Origin of the sequence: Pseudoflavonifractor sp. An176 (assembly GCF_002160435.1) — a bacterium.
Taxonomy (GTDB): domain Bacteria; phylum Bacillota; class Clostridia; order Oscillospirales; family Oscillospiraceae; genus Enterenecus; species Enterenecus faecium.
This window is the reverse complement of the sequence record NZ_NFKO01000002.1, coordinates 85,177-99,579: the sequence shown is the minus strand read 5'-3', so window position 1 is coordinate 99,579 and position 14,403 is coordinate 85,177. Positions and strand designations below refer to the sequence as shown.

The window sequence follows — 14,403 nt, the reverse complement described above, 5'->3', positions numbered from 1 at the left end:
CCAAGGTATCAGATGGGAGTAGTATCACCTTTATTCTCCGCTCTTATCCGTGCCGGTCTTTTTGTCGATATATCCGGTGACCTTTTCAAACATCTCAGGCACCAGATCCACCACCCGGCCCACCGAGTCCCCAGCGGGAGGAGCCACGGGCAGCAGCCGCACGCTGCCATCCTTGACGATGAGGAAGGCCACGGGGGTGACGTTGACCCCGGCCCCAGCCCCGCCGCCGAAGTTCTTTTCCACGTTGGGGGTCTTGCCAAAGTCGGAGCCGCCAGTGGCAAAGCCAAAGGACAGCTTGGACACGGGGATGATGGTCACGCCGTCGGCGGTGACGATGGGCCGGCCCACCACCGTGTTGGTGTCCACCATCTCACGAATCCGGCTCATGGTCGTCTGCAACACTTCATTAATGGGATGCTTTTGTTCGCTCATGACTATTTACCTCCTTGGAGTGCTGGGTGGTTCCACCCTCTTCGGCCTTGATGGCCGCCAGTTTTTTGATATATCGCAGGGCAAAGCTGAGACACTGGCCCACGGTCAGGGAGAGCTCTGCCTGAGCCGACACCTGGGGCTCCTTTTTGTCGTAGTCCAGGTCCACCACAAATTTGTGGTCCTTCACCCGAAAGTTGCCGTCGATGAGGTTCCAGATGCCGCCGATGACCCCGTTGATCATTCCGTAGCCGATGGCAGCGGAGGCGGGGTCCTTCCCTGCCCAGATCAGGTGCATCTTCAGCTTGCGCACGATGATCTTCCGCCGCAACTCCCCTGCCGCCTCACAGATAAGGGGCAGATAGCGTCGAAACTTCTTCCACGAGCCGGGGTTCAAAAGGTTCCCCAACAGATTCTTGGTTTTCTCTTTCTCCGGCTGGGGTGTTTTTTTCGGTTCCTTGGGCTGCTTTTTCTTTTTCTTGGGCCGTTTGGCGGGTCTGGGCACCACCGGAACGGTGATGGGCCCCAGCGCCAGGGCCAGCCGAACTCCCTCCTGGCTGTAGCTGGCCTTGGCCCGCACAGGCACCAGCAGAAGCAGCGCCAGGGCCAGGACCACGCAGCCCAGTACAATCCAAATCATCATGCCTCACCCGAGGGTTCTTCCCCCTCGTCCTCCTGCATCTTGGCAATGGCCGACTCCAAATCCAGGGTCAGCTGGGTGCCCTCCTGGCTGGCCGAGGGCAGCTCGGGCAGCTCGTCCAAGCTGGTCAGGCCAAAGGTGCGCAAAAAGTGGTGGGTGGTGCGAAACTGCATGGGACGGCCCGGGACCGCCAGCCGCCCCGCTTCCTCGATGAGCTTCCGCTCCAGCAGGATGCCCACGGTGTAGGAGCTGTCCACACCCCGAATCTGCTCAATGTACGCCCGGGTCACTGGCTGGAAGTAGGCCACAATGGCCAGCACCTCCAGGGCGGTCTGGGACAGCTTGGGAGGCTTGCGGTGCTCCAAGGTCTTGCGGATGGGGTCTGCGTACTCCGGGGCAGTACACATCTGCCAGCTGTGCTCGGTACGCACCAGACAGATGCCCCGGCGCTGGTAGCGGTACTCGTCGGCCAGCTTCCGGCACACGCTGTCCACCGTCTCCACATCCTGCTCCAGGGTGGCGGCCATGCGCTCCACCGGCACCGGGTCCCCGGCTGCAAATAGGATGCCCTCTATGGTGCATTCCAACTCCTTCAATTCCATGCTCAGGCTCCTCCGTCCTCCGCCGCCTGGGGCTCCGGGTGGGTACAGGTCAAGGTGCTGTCCTCCCCGGCGCCAGCCAGATAAATTTGATTGGATTTACAAAGCTCCAACACCGCCAGAAAGGTGGCCACAATTTCCGAGCGGCTCTTGCTGCCCCGAAACAGAGCCCGGAAGTGGGTGACTCCCAGGGTGGTCAGCTGGTCCAGAATCCACCGGGCCTTGGTCTCCACCGGGTAGGGTTCCCGGCCCACAATGCCGTGAAAGGCCCGGGTGGGCGGCGGGACATTTCCATCCCCCCGCTGGAACAGACGGCGAAAGGCCTCGGTGAGGTCTGCCGGGTCATGCTGATAGCGATAGGTCATCTCCTGGGGCAGAGGCTGGGGCTGGCCAACCAGGTAGTCCCGTCCGAACTCATACCGCCCCGCCAGCACACCGGTGATACCCTTGATGCGCTCGTAGCTCTCCTTGTGCTGGTGCTCCTCCAGGGCTGCCATGAGCTGCTCCATCTCGCTCAAAGCCTCTTCGTCGTCGATGGAGAGGAGCATGCGGGTCTTGATGTACACCAGATGGGCGGCCATGATGACAAACTCGCTGGCCACCTCCAGGTTCAGCCGTTCCCGCTGTTCCATCCAATCCAGGTACTGGTCCAGAAGCAGGGTGATGGAGATGTCCCGGATTTCGATTTTGTTTTTGCTCAGCAGGTGGAGAATGAGGTCCAGAGGCCCGTCGAAGTCCTCCATGCCCTCCTGTCTTACTTTTACCACCTTGTCCAGATGGTATACCGGGACATCCATACTTCTCCCCCCTCCTGGGATGAAATCGAGATTATTATATCGAATTTCACACAAAAATACAAGGGCACCCACGGGTCAAACCCGTCGGTGCCCTTGGGGTCCATCAGGCTTTCGCTCCGGCCAGCTTCTCCAGGGCGGCTCGGGCCGCCATCTGTTCCGCCTCTTTCTTGGTGTGGCCCTTACCCTGTCCGGCAGGGACGCCGTCCACGGCGGCCTCCATGACGAAAATCCGGGCATGGTCCGGTCCAATCTCCCGCACCAGGCGATAGCTCACGCTCACTCCGGGCTTGCGCTGCACCAGCTCCTGCAAGGCGGTCTTATAGTCCCGGTCCACCGCTTTCTCCCGCTCCTTGTCCAGGATAAAGGTGCGGATGATGCTCTCCGCGGCGGCCATGCCGCCGTCCAGATACACCGCCGCCAGCGTGGCCTCAGTGGCGTCGGCCAGAATGGAGGGACGAGTGCGCCCGCCTCCGGCGGCCTCGCCCTTACCCAGCTTCAAATAGGCGCCCAAATCCAGGACCTTGGCCACCTCGTATAAGCTTTCCTCACACACCAACGCTGCACGGGTCCGGGTCAGCTCCCCCTCCGGCATGTTGGGATGCGAGGAAAACAAATGCTGTGCCACCACAAGGCCCAGGACCGAATCCCCCAAAAACTCCAGCCGCTCGTTGCTGGTCACGCCCTCCGAGCGGTGCTCGTTGGCGTAGGAGCTATGGGTCATAGCGTGCTCCAGCAGCGATAGGTTTTTAAACTGATACCCCAACTTCTCTTCCAAACTTTTCATACTACCCTCCACGGAAAAAGCCCCGCCAGTGGCAGGGCTTTCCCCAAATCAAATGACTTCTTACAGATCCAGATGCTCCTGCATGTACTTGTACAGGTCGCCCACAGTGACGATGGAGCTGATCTCCTCTTCCTCCATCTCCTCCATGCCGAACTCCTCCTCCAGAGCCATGGAGAGGTCCACCAGGTCCACAGAATCCGCGCCCAGCTCGTCCACAAAGGCGGTATCCTTGGTGATGGCGTCAGCGTCCACGCCAAACTGCTCGGCAATCAAGGCACACAATTTTTCAAACATACTTTTCTCAAGCTCCTTTTATGTTGCTTTGGTAACAACATAATAGGGGCTTGATGCGTCCCTGTCAAGTGTCTTTTTGACAGTTTTTACTCCGCAGTCCCGTCTGTCTCCTGCTTTTTTGCCAAGCCCTTCACGGGCAGGCGCATGTACTCCACGTTTTCCGTGATATCCTCGATGATGCCGGACTTGCTGTACTCCATGGCCTGACGGATGGCGTTCTTCATAGCATAGCCGTCGGAGGAGCCGTGGGCCTTGATCACGGGGTGGGAAATACCCATCAGGGGCGTGCCGCCCACCTCGCCGGAATCCATCTTCTTTTTGAACTCCCGCAGGCCGTCCTTCACCAGCAGGGCGGCAATCTTGGTCTTGAGGCTTTTCAGGAACATCTTCTTGATCTCCCGGGCCATGTAGATGCCCACGCCCTCCATGGTCTTCAGGAAGATGTTGCCGGAGTAACCATCGGAGACGATGACGTCCACCGAGCCGGACACCGCCTCCCGGGCCTCCACGTTACCCACGAAGTTGATGCGGCCCTCGTCCGAGGCCTTTTGCAGCAGGCCATAGGCCTCCCGCTGCAGGTCAGTGCCCTTGGAGGGCTCCGCTCCGATGTTCAAAAGGCCCACCTTGGGCTCGGGACGACCCAGAACCCGCTCGGCGTAGTAGCTGCCCATAAAGGCAAACTGGAGCAGGAACTCGGGGGTGCACTCGGCGGTGGCGCCGCAGTCGATGAGCACCGCACCGCCGTTGCCCGTGGGCACCACGGGGGCCAGAGCAGCCCGGCGAATGCCCTTGATGCGCTTGGTCATCAGGGTGGCGGCGGACAGCAGGGCTCCGGTGGAGCCGGCAGAGACAAAGGCGTCTCCGGTGCCGTCCTTGAGCAGGTTCAGGCCCACGGTGAGAGAGGAGTCCTTCTTCTCCTTGAAGGCGGTGGCGGGGTTGTCGCACATCTCCACCACCTGGTTGGCGTGGGTGATCTCCAGGCCCTGAGGCACTTCTGTGACCCCCTCCTTGTGCAGGGCCTCCAGGATCTCCTCTCCACGGCCCACCAGCACCACTTCTACGCCGTACTCGGCAATGGCATCCAAGGCACCTCGCACCGGTGCCTGAGGGGCGTTGTCACCGCCCATGGCGTCTACAATGATCTTCATCTCCGGCCCTCCTTCTCGTTACAGCTTCTCTCGCAGGGCGTCCACCAGCTCCAGAGAGCGGCGGGACAGCTCTGCATGTTTGTTCCGCTTGCCCTTGACCTTGTGGTCCAGGGGCGGCATGATTCCAAAATTGATGTTCATGGGCTGGAAGTCCACCACGCTCTCGTTGCTCACATACTGAGCCAGAGCGCCCAAGGCGGTCTCCCGGGGAAAGTCCACGGCTGGCTTGCCCAGCAGGCGGTTGGCCAGCTCCACGCCAGCCACAAAGCCGGAGGCGGTGGATTCCACATACCCCTCTACGCCGGTGATCTGTCCGGCAAAGCAGATGCGCTCCTGGCCCCGTACCCGGTAGTAAGCGTCCAGCATCCGGGGGGAATCCAGGTAGGTGTTGCGGTGCATCACCCCGTAGCGCACATACTCGGCGTGGGCCAGGGCGGGAATCATGGAGAACACCCGCTTCTGCTCTCCCCACTTCAAATGGGTCTGGAAGCCCACGATGTTGTACAGGGTGCCCTGGGCGTTGTCCCGGCGCAGCTGCACCACGGCATAGGGCTCCTTCCCCGTCTTGGGGTCGGGCAGGCCCTTGGGCTTGAGGGGACCAAAGCACAGGGTCTGTTCCCCCCGTCGAGCCATGACCTCCACGGGCATACACCCCTCAAACACCCGACCGTCCTCAAAGCCGTGGACAGGGGCCTCTTCGGCCTGGCACAGCTCCTTCCAGAAGGCCTGGTACTCCTCCTGGCTCATGGCGCAGTTGATGTAGTCCGCCGTGCCCCGGTCATACCGGGAGGCAAACCAGGCGTGGTCCATGTCGATGCTCTCAAAGGTGACAATGGGAGCGGCGGCATCGTAGAAATTCAAATACCCGCTGTTGGGAAAGAGCTTGGCAATCTCCTCCGACAGCCCTTCCGAAGTGAGGGGTCCGCTGGCGATGATGACCTCTCCCTCCGGGATGTGGGTGACCTCCCCCTCCACCACGGTGATGTTTGGGTGACTGCGCACGGCTTCGGTGACCGCCTGGGAGAAGGCCTCCCGGTCCACGGCCAGCGCGCCGCCCGCCTCCACACGGGTCTGGTCGGCACAGCGCAGGATGAGGGAGCCACAGCGGCGCAGCTCCTCTTTCAGCAGCCCCACCGCATTCTCCAGTTGGTCGGAGCGGAGGGAGTTGGAGCACACCAGCTCCGCAAAGCCGTTGCTGTGGTGGGCGGGGGTCATCTTGTGGGGCTTCATCTCGTGCAGGGTCACCCCAATCCCCCGCTGGGCCAGCTGCCAGGCGGCTTCACAGCCCGCCAGGCCTGCGCCAATGATGGTTACATTCATAGTTCTTCCTTTATCTCAGGCCTCGTCCGCTTCTTTGGCGGCTTTGGCCGTGGTTTTCTTGGTGGTCGTCTTCTTCGTGGTGGTCTTTTTCGCCGTGCTCTTCTTGGCGGTGGTCTTTTTCGCCGTGGTCTTCTTCTTGGTCTCGCCCTCGGCCTGCTCCTGACCTTCCACCTGCTGGGCTGCCTCGCCCTCTTCGGTCTTCTTGCGGAAGCCGCCCCGCTTCTCTTCCGGTAGGAAGTTGGGACACTTCTCGTTGATGCAGAAGGGGCGCTTGTAGCCCCGGCCCGCTTTCTTGAACATGGTGTGGCCACACTCCGGGCAGCAGTCCTTCACAGGCACGTCCCAGGTGCGGAACTCACAGCGGCGGCTCTCGTCCTTGCTGTTGAGGTGCTCGCAGCAGTAGTAGGTGTACTGCTTGTGGGTCTTCTTGCTGGTTCCGGTGCGCTTGACCAGGCGGCCGCCGCACAGGGGGCACTTGCCCGGCATCTCCACCACCAGAGGCATGGTGAAGTTGCACTCCGGCCAGCCAGGACAGGCCAGGAAACGGCCAAACCGTCCGGACTTCACCACCAGGTTGCGCCCGCACTCGGGGCAGATCTCCTCGGAGACCTCGTCGGGGACCTTGATGCGCTCCCCGTCCAGCTCGCTCTCCGCCTTCTTCATCTCCTGGTCAAAGTCGGTGTAGAAGTCGGACAGCACCTGCTTCCAATTTACCTCGCCGGTCTCCACCTTATCCAGCCGCTCCTCCATCTGGGCGGTAAAAGCGGGGTCCACAATGTCGGAGAATTTGTCCTTCATCAGCCCCGTGACCACTTCTCCCAGGGGAGTGGGCCGCAGGTGCTTGCCCTCCTTGACCACGTACTCCCGGTCGGTGATGGTGGAGATGGTGGGGGCATAGGTGGAGGGTCGGCCAATGCCCTTCTCCTCCAGAGCCCGGATGAGGGTGGCCTCGGTGAATCGGGCGGGGGGCTGGGTGAAGTGCTGAGAGGGGCTCAGGTCATCCAGACGCAGAGCCTCCCCCTCCTTCAAGTCGGGCAGCGGAGACTGAGGCGCCTCGTCCTCGTCGTCCCGGCTCTCCTCATACACGGCAGTGAAGCCGGAGAACTTGATGGAGGAGTGGCTGGCCCGGAACTGGTACCCGGCACTCTCCACCTCAATGGACACGCTGTCATAGACAGCCTGGGCCATCTGGCAGGCCAGGAAACGGCTCCAGATGAGCTTGTACAGCCGATACTGCTCGCTGGTCAAGTCCTTCTTCAACTGCTCCGGGGTGAGGTTCACATCCGAGGGACGGATGGCCTCGTGGGCGTCCTGGGCAGAGTCCTTGGCCTTGAAGCGGCGGGTCTTTTCGGGATAATAGTCCTTGCCGTACCGAGCCTCGATGAAGGTCTTGGCGGAAGCCAGAGCCTCCTCAGACAGGCGCAGAGAGTCGGTTCTCATGTAGGTAATCAGACCCACGGTGCCCTCTCCGGTGATGTCCACGCCCTCATACAGCTGCTGGGCCACGGACATGGTGCGCCGAGGGGTCATGTTCAGCTTTCGAGAGGCCTCCTGCTGCAAGGTGGAGGTGATAAAGGGCGGGGCGGGGTTACGCTTTTTGTCCTGGCGCTTGACTGCCCGCACTGTGAAGGTGTCTGCCTTCACAGCATCCATGACCTCCTGCACCTCCTGGGCGTTGCCCAGTTCCATCTTCTTGTCCCGGCCGTAGAACTCCGCCCGGAAGGCCCCGATGTTGGGGGCGATGCGGCCCAGGTCGGCGGTGATGGACCAGTACTCCTTGGGCACGAAGGCGCGAATCTCCTCCTCCCGCTCCACCACCAGACGGGTGGCCACGGACTGCACACGGCCCGCAGACAGGCCACGGCGGATCTTCTTCCACAGCAAGGGGGAGAGCTGATAGCCCACGATGCGGTCCAGAATACGCCGGGCCTGCTGGGCGTCCACCAGGTTCTGGTCGATCTCCCGGGGGGACGCGATGGACTCGGTGACCACCTTGCGGGTGATCTCGTTGAAGGTCACCCGGCAGGTCTTCTCCTTGGGTACTCCAAGCACCGACTGCAAGTGCCAGGAGATGGCCTCTCCCTCTCGGTCAGGGTCGGTGGCCAGATAGACACGCTGGCTGTCCTTGGCGGCCTTTCTCAGCTCGGAAATGGTCTCTTCCTTATCCTTAATATCCTGATAGTCCGGCTCGAAGGTGGTCACGTCCACGCCCAGCTTGCTCTTGGGCAGGTCCCGCACGTGGCCCATGGACGCCTTCACCTGATAGTCCGGTCCCAAATATTTTCCAATGGTTTTTGCCTTAGCTGGTGACTCTACAATCACCAAATTCGTATTTCCCATAGATTCTTACTCCATTTTCAGTTTCACCGCTGCCCGGAATCGCTTGTCCTTTCCCTGGGTCACGTACCCTTGCAGCTGCAACATGGTCAGAGCAGCCAGAACCTGTCTGGCAGAGCGCTGGGTGTGCTCCACCAGGCCGTCCGCTCCCTTGGCTCCCTCTTGCAGAGCCAGGAGCACCACCTGCTCGTCATCGGTCAGGTTTTTCCGGCACTCCTTCCAGTCAATATATTCCATGCTTTCGGGATTGTCAACCTCTTTTTCCGCAGCGGGGGCTGTTTGGGGGGAAACGGGAGCCGGTTGTACCTGCTCCAACTGCTGCAATCTCTGCTCCACCACCTGGGGGTTCAGAGGGGGCTGTACCCCTAATTTTTCCGGGAAGCGATCCCGCCATTCACACAAGATATCCTCCCCACAGGTCACCAGTTTGGCGGCTCCCTCCTGGATGAGGCGGTTGGTGCCCTCACTGGCTGGGGCGTCGATGGCACCGGGCACGGCGTATACGTCCCGGTTCTGGTCCAGAGCATGGCTGGCTGTGATGAGAGCGCCGCCCCGCCGGGGACTCTCCACCACCACAACGCCCAGAGACAGACCGCTGATGATGCGGTTGCGCACTGGGAAGTGGCTGCCCTTGTGCTCGGTCCCTGGGGGATATTCCGAGAGAAGGAGCCCGGAGGCCGCCACATCCTCGTAGAGAAATCGGTGGTACCGGGGATAAATAACGTCCAGCCCTCCGGCCAGTACGCTCACCACCGTGCCCCCGGCCATGAGCGCTCCCCGGATGGAGGCCGCGTCAATGCCCTGGGCCATACCGGACACCACCATAGCGCCGCCGTGGGTCAGCTCCATGGCCAGCTTTCCCGCCACCCGCTCCCCGTAAGGGGTGCAGCTGCGGGTGCCCACCATGGCAATGGCCACCTGGTCGTCCAGAGAGATGGGGCGTCCCTTGGCGTAGAGCACCAAGGGCGGCTGGGGGATGTTCTCCAAGCGCTGGGGATACACCGCATCCTGACGGGTCATCACCCGGATGCCCAGCTGGTCGCAGCGGTCCAAAATCCGCTCCACCTCTCTCATGGACTTGTCCTTGAGAGAGGATCGGGCCAGACCGCTGAGCTCAGTCAGCTCGTCCACGTCACGGGCATGGGCGTAGTATACCCGCTCCGGCCCGCCGAAGTGGTCCAGCACCCGCTGCATGGTCACCCCCGCCAGGCCTCGCCGGGTGGACAACCACACCCAGTATTTCAAGTGGGACACCGTTCCCCGCCCCCTTCTCTCTCCTTTATAATTGGTCTCTGGCCATCTCCCAGAGCACCACCGACGCCGCAACGGCGGCGTTGAGGGATTCGCATCGCTCCACCATGGGAATTTTCACCGTCTTCTCACACAGCTGCAAGCTCAGGTCGGACACGCCCCGGCCCTCGCTGCCGATGATGACGCCGCTGCGGGTCAGAGAGACCTGCCGCACGTCCACGGTGTCCTCCTGCAGGGCTGTAGCATACAGAGGAATGTCCGCTGCCCGGAGCCGTGCCGCCGCCTGCTCCAGGGTGCACTCCCACACGGGCAGGCGGAACGCTGCCCCCATAGTGGACCGCACCGTCTTGGGGCTCCAGGGGTCGGCACAGCCGGAGCACAGAATGAGGCCATCCGCCCCAAAGGCGTCAGCGGTGCGCCAGATGGTGCCCACATTGCCCGGGTCCTGCACCCCGTCCAAAATGAGGTAGCGGTTCCCCGTCAGCTGCTCCGGCAGTTCCCGAGCGGGGGTACGGCAGACAAACACCACTCCCTGGGGGGTCTGGGTCTGGGCCACCGCCTCCAGCAGAGAGTCCGGTACCTCCACCACCCGCACGTCGTCGGGCAGCTGAGGCAGGGTGACACCGGAAGCGTACACCACCGTCTCCAGGGGAATGCGCCAGCGCACCGCCTCCTGGAGCAGCTTGGGCCCCTCCCCCACGAATACGCCCTCCTCCCGGCGGGCGCTGCGCTTGCTGCCCAGCTTGCGCAGCCGGGTGACCAGGGGGTTGGAGCGGCTGGATATCACTTCATGTCTCATTTGTCGCATATCTTGGCAATGTCCTCATCCCGGCCCAGCACCATCATCTTGTCATTGGGGAAGAGCACGTAGTCTGCCCCCGGGGAGACGTTGACCTCCTGGCCCCGGCGCACGGCAATGACGTTCAGGGCGTACTTGGCCCGGATGTCCAGGTCCCGGATGGTCTTGCCCTGCCACGCAGCGGGCAGGTCCACCTCCACGATGCCGTAGTCCTCGGACAGTTCGATGTAGTTGAGGATGTTGGAGCGGGCCAGACCCTGGGCCACCTTGATGCCCATCTCATGCTCGGGGAACACCACATGGTCCGCCCCCACCTTCTCCAGCAGGCGCTGGTGGACGTGGCTCATAGCCTTACACACCACACGGGGCACCCCGGCCTCTTTCAGGCGCATGGTAATGAGGGCGCTGCTGCCCACGTCGTTACCCACAGCCACCACGGCACAGTCGTACTCGCCAATCCCCAGGGCGTTGAGCACCGCCGGGTCTCGGGCATCGCCCACCACGGCGTGGGTCACCAGGTCGGCTACACTCTGCACCCGATCCCGGTCCGTGTCCACGGCCAACACGTCATGGCCTACTTCGAACAACTCTCTGGCCACCGCCGTTCCAAATCGGCCCAGGCCAAACACTGCAAAATTCTTCACGTCAATTCCTCCATTAACCGATCATAACGTCACTTTCCGGATAGCTAATGCGGCTCTGCCGCCCGCCCTGGGTCAAGAATGCCACGGACAGAGAGAGCACACCCACACGGCCCAAGTACATCATCGCCACCAGCAACAGGTGGGAGAAGGTGGACAGGGTTGGGGTGATCCCGGTGGTCAGACCCACCGTGCCCAGAGCAGAGGCTGTCTCAAAGGCGGCAGACAGATAGGGCACCTCGTCCACCACCGAGATGGTGATGGAGGAGAACAGGAACATCACAGACACCACCAGCACCAAGGTCACGGCGGAGAGCACCTTGGTCAGGGGGATGGTGCGGCCCCGGATGGTCACCTCGCTGCGGCCGTGGAGCCCGGCCCGCATGGCCAGTACCAGCACGCCCAAGGTCACGGTCTTAATACCACCGGCGGTGGACCCGGCAGAGCCGCCCACCAGCATGAATAGGACACACACAAACTGGGACACCTCTCGCAGTCCGCCCTGGGAAATGCTCAAAAAGCCAGCGGTACGCAGGGTGATGGACTGGAACAGGGCGTTGAGCCCCTGCTGCCACCAGGGCATTCCCCCCAGCGTCTCAGGGTTGTCATGCTCCACCAGCAGGAAAAACAGCATGCCTCCCACAATGAGGGATGCCGTGATGACAATCACCATCTGGCTGTACAGGGACAGGCGGTGGAAGGATTTCTTGTGTATGATCTCCTTCCACACAAAAAAGCCCAGGCCGCCGCACACAATAAGGCAGGCCACCGTGAGCAGCACCACCGGATTGTCGGAATAGGTGGACAGGCTGCCCAAGCCGTCCGGGCCCAACAGGTCAAAGCCCGCATTACAAAAGGCGGACACGGCGGTGAATACGCCCTTCCAAATGGCCCCCAGGCCATAGCGGGGCCAGAAACACGCCGTGAGCACAATGGCGCCCATGCCCTCCACCAGGAAGGTCAGACGGAAGGCTCCGCCCACCAGCCGGGCCACGTCATGCATGTCGTTGAGGTTAAAGGCGGACACCATCATCAGCCGCTGACTCAAAGACATGCGCTTTTTCACCAGGCTGGCCAACAGGAAAATCACACTCATAAAGCCCAGGCCGCCCAACTGAATCAGGGCCAAGATGACCACTTGTCCAAATAAGGTAAATTGCGTCAGCGTGTCCACCACGATCAGGCCCGTCACACAGGTGGCGGACGTGGCGGTGAACAGGGCCGTGATGGGCCCACAGCTCACCCCAGACCGAGACGAAATGGGGAGCATCAATAACAGTGCTCCCATCAGAATGACTCCAGCAAACGATAAGGCGATGACTCTGGTGGAATTGACCACCCGTCTCCGCCGCCCTCTGCCACTCATGTTCCACACCTCTCCATTCCATAGGAAAGGCATACCGTCAGAGCCCTCTGCCGGTATGCCTTTGCGCAGATCTGTTCAAACACGGGCCGACGAGTTCACATCGTTGCTTCATGGTTCTCGCCCTCCCCGTTTCTGATTGGGAAACTCTGACGGTTTCCCGTTCTTTCCCGCCCGCACTCGCTTCTTCGCAGGCGATCCCCTACATTGTACAAATAACCTTGAGAAATTTCAACCCCTTTTTGGAATCTCCCCGCATTTTTCAATCACCCTATATCTTGCATGATGCAAATTATGTATTGATTCCAGGTCCTCTCAGGCGTATAATTCAGTATCATAATCACAGGCTTATTGGGAGAAACCGCGGAAAACCATCTGGTTTTCCGTGGTTTCCTTCCTGCCTAAAAAAGGAGACTTTATATTATATGGACGGACGAAAATTTTGCTGTCGGATTTTATTTTATGTGCTGGGCCTGTTTGTCATGGCCTTTGGGGTCACCTTCGCGGCCAACTCCAACCTGGGAATGTCGCCGGTGAACTCCATTCCCGCCGTACTCAGCGCCATCACCAACATCGAGATTGGCACCTGTGTGATCCTCATTTTCTCCCTGTTTATTGTGGCTCAGATTCTCATCAAGCGGCGTGAATTTCGCCTCATTGACCTGACACAGCTGATTTTCTCCACCATCTTCGGCTTTTTCGTGGACTTCACTAACTTTCTTATGGGCGGCTTTTGTCTGCCCACTGTGGCGGGGCGTGTCGTCATGATGCTCATCAGCCTGGTGCTCATCGCCATTGGGGTGTCCGCCTATGTGGCCACCGATCTCATCAACATGCCCATGGAGGGCATGACCCTAGCCATCACCCAAGCCGTGAAGGACAAGACCTTCCGCCAGGTCAAGGTGGTGGTGGACACCGCCACCGTAGTCATCGCTCTGGTGCTGTCTCTGGTATTTATGGGTATGATTCAGCTCAATCAGGGTATTACAGGCTATCCCACCAGCCTGGTCTTTGTGGGTACCGTTGTCAGCGCCGTGGGCGTGGGGACCGTCATGGGTCCCGTTCAGAAGGTGGTCCTCCCTCCCATCCGCCGCATCTGCTTCGGCCCCTCGGCCCCGGTGGCCCAATAATTACAAAAATGCCCCGAGAGGCTTGAAGCCTCTCGGGGCATTTGTTATCCGTTGACCTCAGCAGGCACCAAGCGGGCATGCAGGACAAAACGAGCATTTTCAAAGGCAGAGCTACAGGTGGACAGGGTGACAATCCGGTCCTCCTCCCGCAGCTGCACATCGGTGGTAAAGGCAGAACGGCCCTGGATATCCTCCAGCCAGCTGGTAAAGCTGCCCTCCTCGGTGAAGTTCAGCTGCCAGGCGTTGGTGTCCACGCTGCTGACATAGCCGGAGAAGAATTGCAGCAGATAGGTCTGATCGGGGGTCATCAGGTAGCCCACCGTGTGCTCCTCATAGAAGCTCTGGTCGGCATAGTGGCGCAGGTCGTTGAACATGGTCTTGTTGTTCATCTGGTGGCCGTAGATGATGGTATGGGGGTCGGTGAGGTCTGCCTCATTGCGGTAATCCATGAAAATGGCGCCCGCGCTGTTCCACTTGCCGGTGAACAGGCGGTTGAGGTAGTACTCATTGTCCGAACCCTGCACCACAGGATAGTTGACATGGGTGCCGGGAATGTAAATCCAGGCCATTACATCCGGGTTAATCCCCTTCAAGGAATTAAAATCCACCACCGGGAACTGATTCAAATTCTCGGTAGCCTGAGGGGCCGGAGTGCCATCTGGGTTCTCTTCCTCGCCAGACTCGGAGGGAAGCACAGGCAGCTCACTGGGGATGCTCACAAACTGCTCCAGCTCTCCATAGGCGTCCTCGCCCTCCTTGTACTCTGACATGATGCTCCAAATTTTATACCCTGACACCGCCATCACAACAATGAGGATGGCGCAGATGATTCGATACAACCACTTCATGTATACCCTTCTTTCCCTGTGGT

Annotated in this window: 15 protein-coding genes; 1 reads left to right on the top strand and 14 read right to left on the bottom strand. The window is 60.6% G+C overall.

Annotated elements, in window-relative coordinates; genetic code table 11:
• Positions 1 to 30: 30 nt before the first annotated feature.
• The 13 genes from ytfJ to B5F12_RS01840 form a co-directional block, all read right to left on the bottom strand.
• Positions 31 to 432 carry a GerW family sporulation protein gene (gene ytfJ, locus B5F12_RS01900; protein WP_087229459.1) on the bottom strand — a complete coding sequence of 134 codons (402 nt, stop codon included), beginning with the start codon at positions 430 to 432 and terminating at the stop codon, positions 31 to 33.
• Positions 407 to 1,069, bottom strand: coding sequence for a DUF2953 domain-containing protein (locus tag B5F12_RS01895; RefSeq protein WP_158096724.1), 663 nt, complete (start codon positions 1,067 to 1,069; stop codon positions 407 to 409). Before B5F12_RS01895 ends, ytfJ begins: the two co-directional genes overlap by 26 nt.
• Positions 1,069 to 1,671: an SMC-Scp complex subunit ScpB gene (scpB, locus tag B5F12_RS01890; protein ID WP_087229453.1), complete on the bottom strand. Its 603-nt coding sequence runs from the start codon at positions 1,669 to 1,671 to the stop codon at positions 1,069 to 1,071. The genes B5F12_RS01895 and scpB overlap by 1 nt, the downstream gene beginning before the upstream one ends.
• Positions 1,672 to 1,673: 2 nt before the next feature.
• Positions 1,674 to 2,465 (bottom strand): segregation/condensation protein A, encoded by a 792-nt coding sequence (locus tag B5F12_RS01885; RefSeq protein ID WP_204221448.1) that lies wholly within the window; start codon positions 2,463 to 2,465, stop codon positions 1,674 to 1,676.
• 103 nt (positions 2,466 to 2,568) lie between these two features.
• Positions 2,569 to 3,249, bottom strand: coding sequence for a ribonuclease III (gene rnc / locus B5F12_RS01880; protein WP_087229450.1), 681 nt, complete (start codon positions 3,247 to 3,249; stop codon positions 2,569 to 2,571).
• A 60-nt stretch (positions 3,250 to 3,309) separates the two neighbouring features.
• Positions 3,310 to 3,543 carry an acyl carrier protein gene (locus tag B5F12_RS01875; RefSeq protein WP_087229446.1) on the bottom strand — a complete coding sequence of 78 codons (234 nt, stop codon included), beginning with the start codon at positions 3,541 to 3,543 and terminating at the stop codon, positions 3,310 to 3,312.
• Positions 3,544 to 3,629: 86 nt separating this feature from the next.
• A complete protein-coding gene (gene plsX / locus B5F12_RS01870; RefSeq protein WP_087229443.1) occupies positions 3,630 to 4,691 on the bottom strand; it encodes a phosphate acyltransferase PlsX in 1,062 nt (353 codons plus the stop codon).
• Between the two features lie 18 nt (positions 4,692 to 4,709).
• Positions 4,710 to 6,011 carry a methylenetetrahydrofolate--tRNA-(uracil(54)-C(5))-methyltransferase (FADH(2)-oxidizing) TrmFO gene (gene trmFO / locus B5F12_RS01865; RefSeq protein ID WP_087229440.1) on the bottom strand — a complete coding sequence of 434 codons (1,302 nt, stop codon included), beginning with the start codon at positions 6,009 to 6,011 and terminating at the stop codon, positions 4,710 to 4,712.
• A gap of 15 nt (positions 6,012 to 6,026) precedes the next feature.
• A complete protein-coding gene (gene topA, locus B5F12_RS01860) occupies positions 6,027 to 8,351 on the bottom strand; it encodes a type I DNA topoisomerase (RefSeq protein ID WP_087229437.1) in 2,325 nt (774 codons plus the stop codon).
• Between the two features lie 6 nt (positions 8,352 to 8,357).
• Positions 8,358 to 9,602 (bottom strand): DNA-processing protein DprA, encoded by a 1,245-nt coding sequence (gene dprA, locus B5F12_RS01855; RefSeq protein ID WP_087229434.1) that lies wholly within the window; start codon positions 9,600 to 9,602, stop codon positions 8,358 to 8,360.
• A gap of 25 nt (positions 9,603 to 9,627) precedes the next feature.
• A complete protein-coding gene (locus B5F12_RS01850) occupies positions 9,628 to 10,398 on the bottom strand; it encodes an RNA methyltransferase (protein ID WP_087229430.1) in 771 nt (256 codons plus the stop codon).
• Entirely contained in the window at positions 10,395 to 11,042 is a 648-nt protein-coding gene (locus B5F12_RS01845) for a TrkA family potassium uptake protein (protein ID WP_087229428.1), read from the bottom strand. Before B5F12_RS01845 ends, B5F12_RS01850 begins: the two co-directional genes overlap by 4 nt.
• A gap of 13 nt (positions 11,043 to 11,055) precedes the next feature.
• Positions 11,056 to 12,327 carry a potassium transporter TrkG gene (locus tag B5F12_RS01840; RefSeq protein WP_242954864.1) on the bottom strand — a complete coding sequence of 424 codons (1,272 nt, stop codon included), beginning with the start codon at positions 12,325 to 12,327 and terminating at the stop codon, positions 11,056 to 11,058.
• A 500-nt stretch (positions 12,328 to 12,827) separates the two neighbouring features.
• Here B5F12_RS01840 and B5F12_RS01835 point away from each other — a divergent pair, with 500 nt between their 5' ends.
• Entirely contained in the window at positions 12,828 to 13,532 is a 705-nt protein-coding gene (locus tag B5F12_RS01835) for a hypothetical protein (RefSeq protein WP_087229422.1), read from the top strand.
• A gap of 44 nt (positions 13,533 to 13,576) precedes the next feature.
• Here B5F12_RS01835 and srtB read toward each other — a convergent pair whose 3' ends face one another.
• On the bottom strand, positions 13,577 to 14,380 hold the full coding sequence (gene srtB / locus B5F12_RS01830) for a class B sortase (protein WP_087229419.1): 804 nt from the start codon (positions 14,378 to 14,380) through the stop codon (positions 13,577 to 13,579).
• Between the last annotated feature and the right edge of the window lie 23 nt (positions 14,381 to 14,403).

Excerpts from the sequence above, each read along its gene's own strand:
- scpB (WP_087229453.1), bottom strand. The coding sequence starts at position 1,671 with ATGGAATTGAAGGAGTTGGAATGCACCATAGAGGGCATCCTATTTGCA.
- B5F12_RS01840 (WP_242954864.1), bottom strand. The coding sequence starts at position 12,327 with ATGGGAGCACTGTTATTGATGCTCCCCATTTCGTCTCGGTCTGGGGTG.
- B5F12_RS01850 (WP_087229430.1), bottom strand. The coding sequence starts at position 10,398 with ATGAGACATGAAGTGATATCCAGCCGCTCCAACCCCCTGGTCACCCGG.
- B5F12_RS01885 (WP_204221448.1), bottom strand. The coding sequence starts at position 2,465 with ATGGATGTCCCGGTATACCATCTGGACAAGGTGGTAAAAGTAAGACAG.
- B5F12_RS01835 (WP_087229422.1), top strand. The coding sequence starts at position 12,828 with ATGGACGGACGAAAATTTTGCTGTCGGATTTTATTTTATGTGCTGGGC.
- rnc (WP_087229450.1), bottom strand. The coding sequence starts at position 3,249 with ATGAAAAGTTTGGAAGAGAAGTTGGGGTATCAGTTTAAAAACCTATCG.
- plsX (WP_087229443.1), bottom strand. The coding sequence starts at position 4,691 with ATGAAGATCATTGTAGACGCCATGGGCGGTGACAACGCCCCTCAGGCA.
- topA (WP_087229437.1), bottom strand. The coding sequence starts at position 8,351 with ATGGGAAATACGAATTTGGTGATTGTAGAGTCACCAGCTAAGGCAAAA.
- srtB (WP_087229419.1), bottom strand. The coding sequence starts at position 14,380 with ATGAAGTGGTTGTATCGAATCATCTGCGCCATCCTCATTGTTGTGATG.
- ytfJ (WP_087229459.1), bottom strand. The coding sequence starts at position 432 with ATGAGCGAACAAAAGCATCCCATTAATGAAGTGTTGCAGACGACCATG.
- B5F12_RS01875 (WP_087229446.1), bottom strand. The coding sequence starts at position 3,543 with ATGTTTGAAAAATTGTGTGCCTTGATTGCCGAGCAGTTTGGCGTGGAC.
- trmFO (WP_087229440.1), bottom strand. The coding sequence starts at position 6,011 with ATGAATGTAACCATCATTGGCGCAGGCCTGGCGGGCTGTGAAGCCGCC.
- B5F12_RS01895 (WP_158096724.1), bottom strand. The coding sequence starts at position 1,069 with ATGATTTGGATTGTACTGGGCTGCGTGGTCCTGGCCCTGGCGCTGCTT.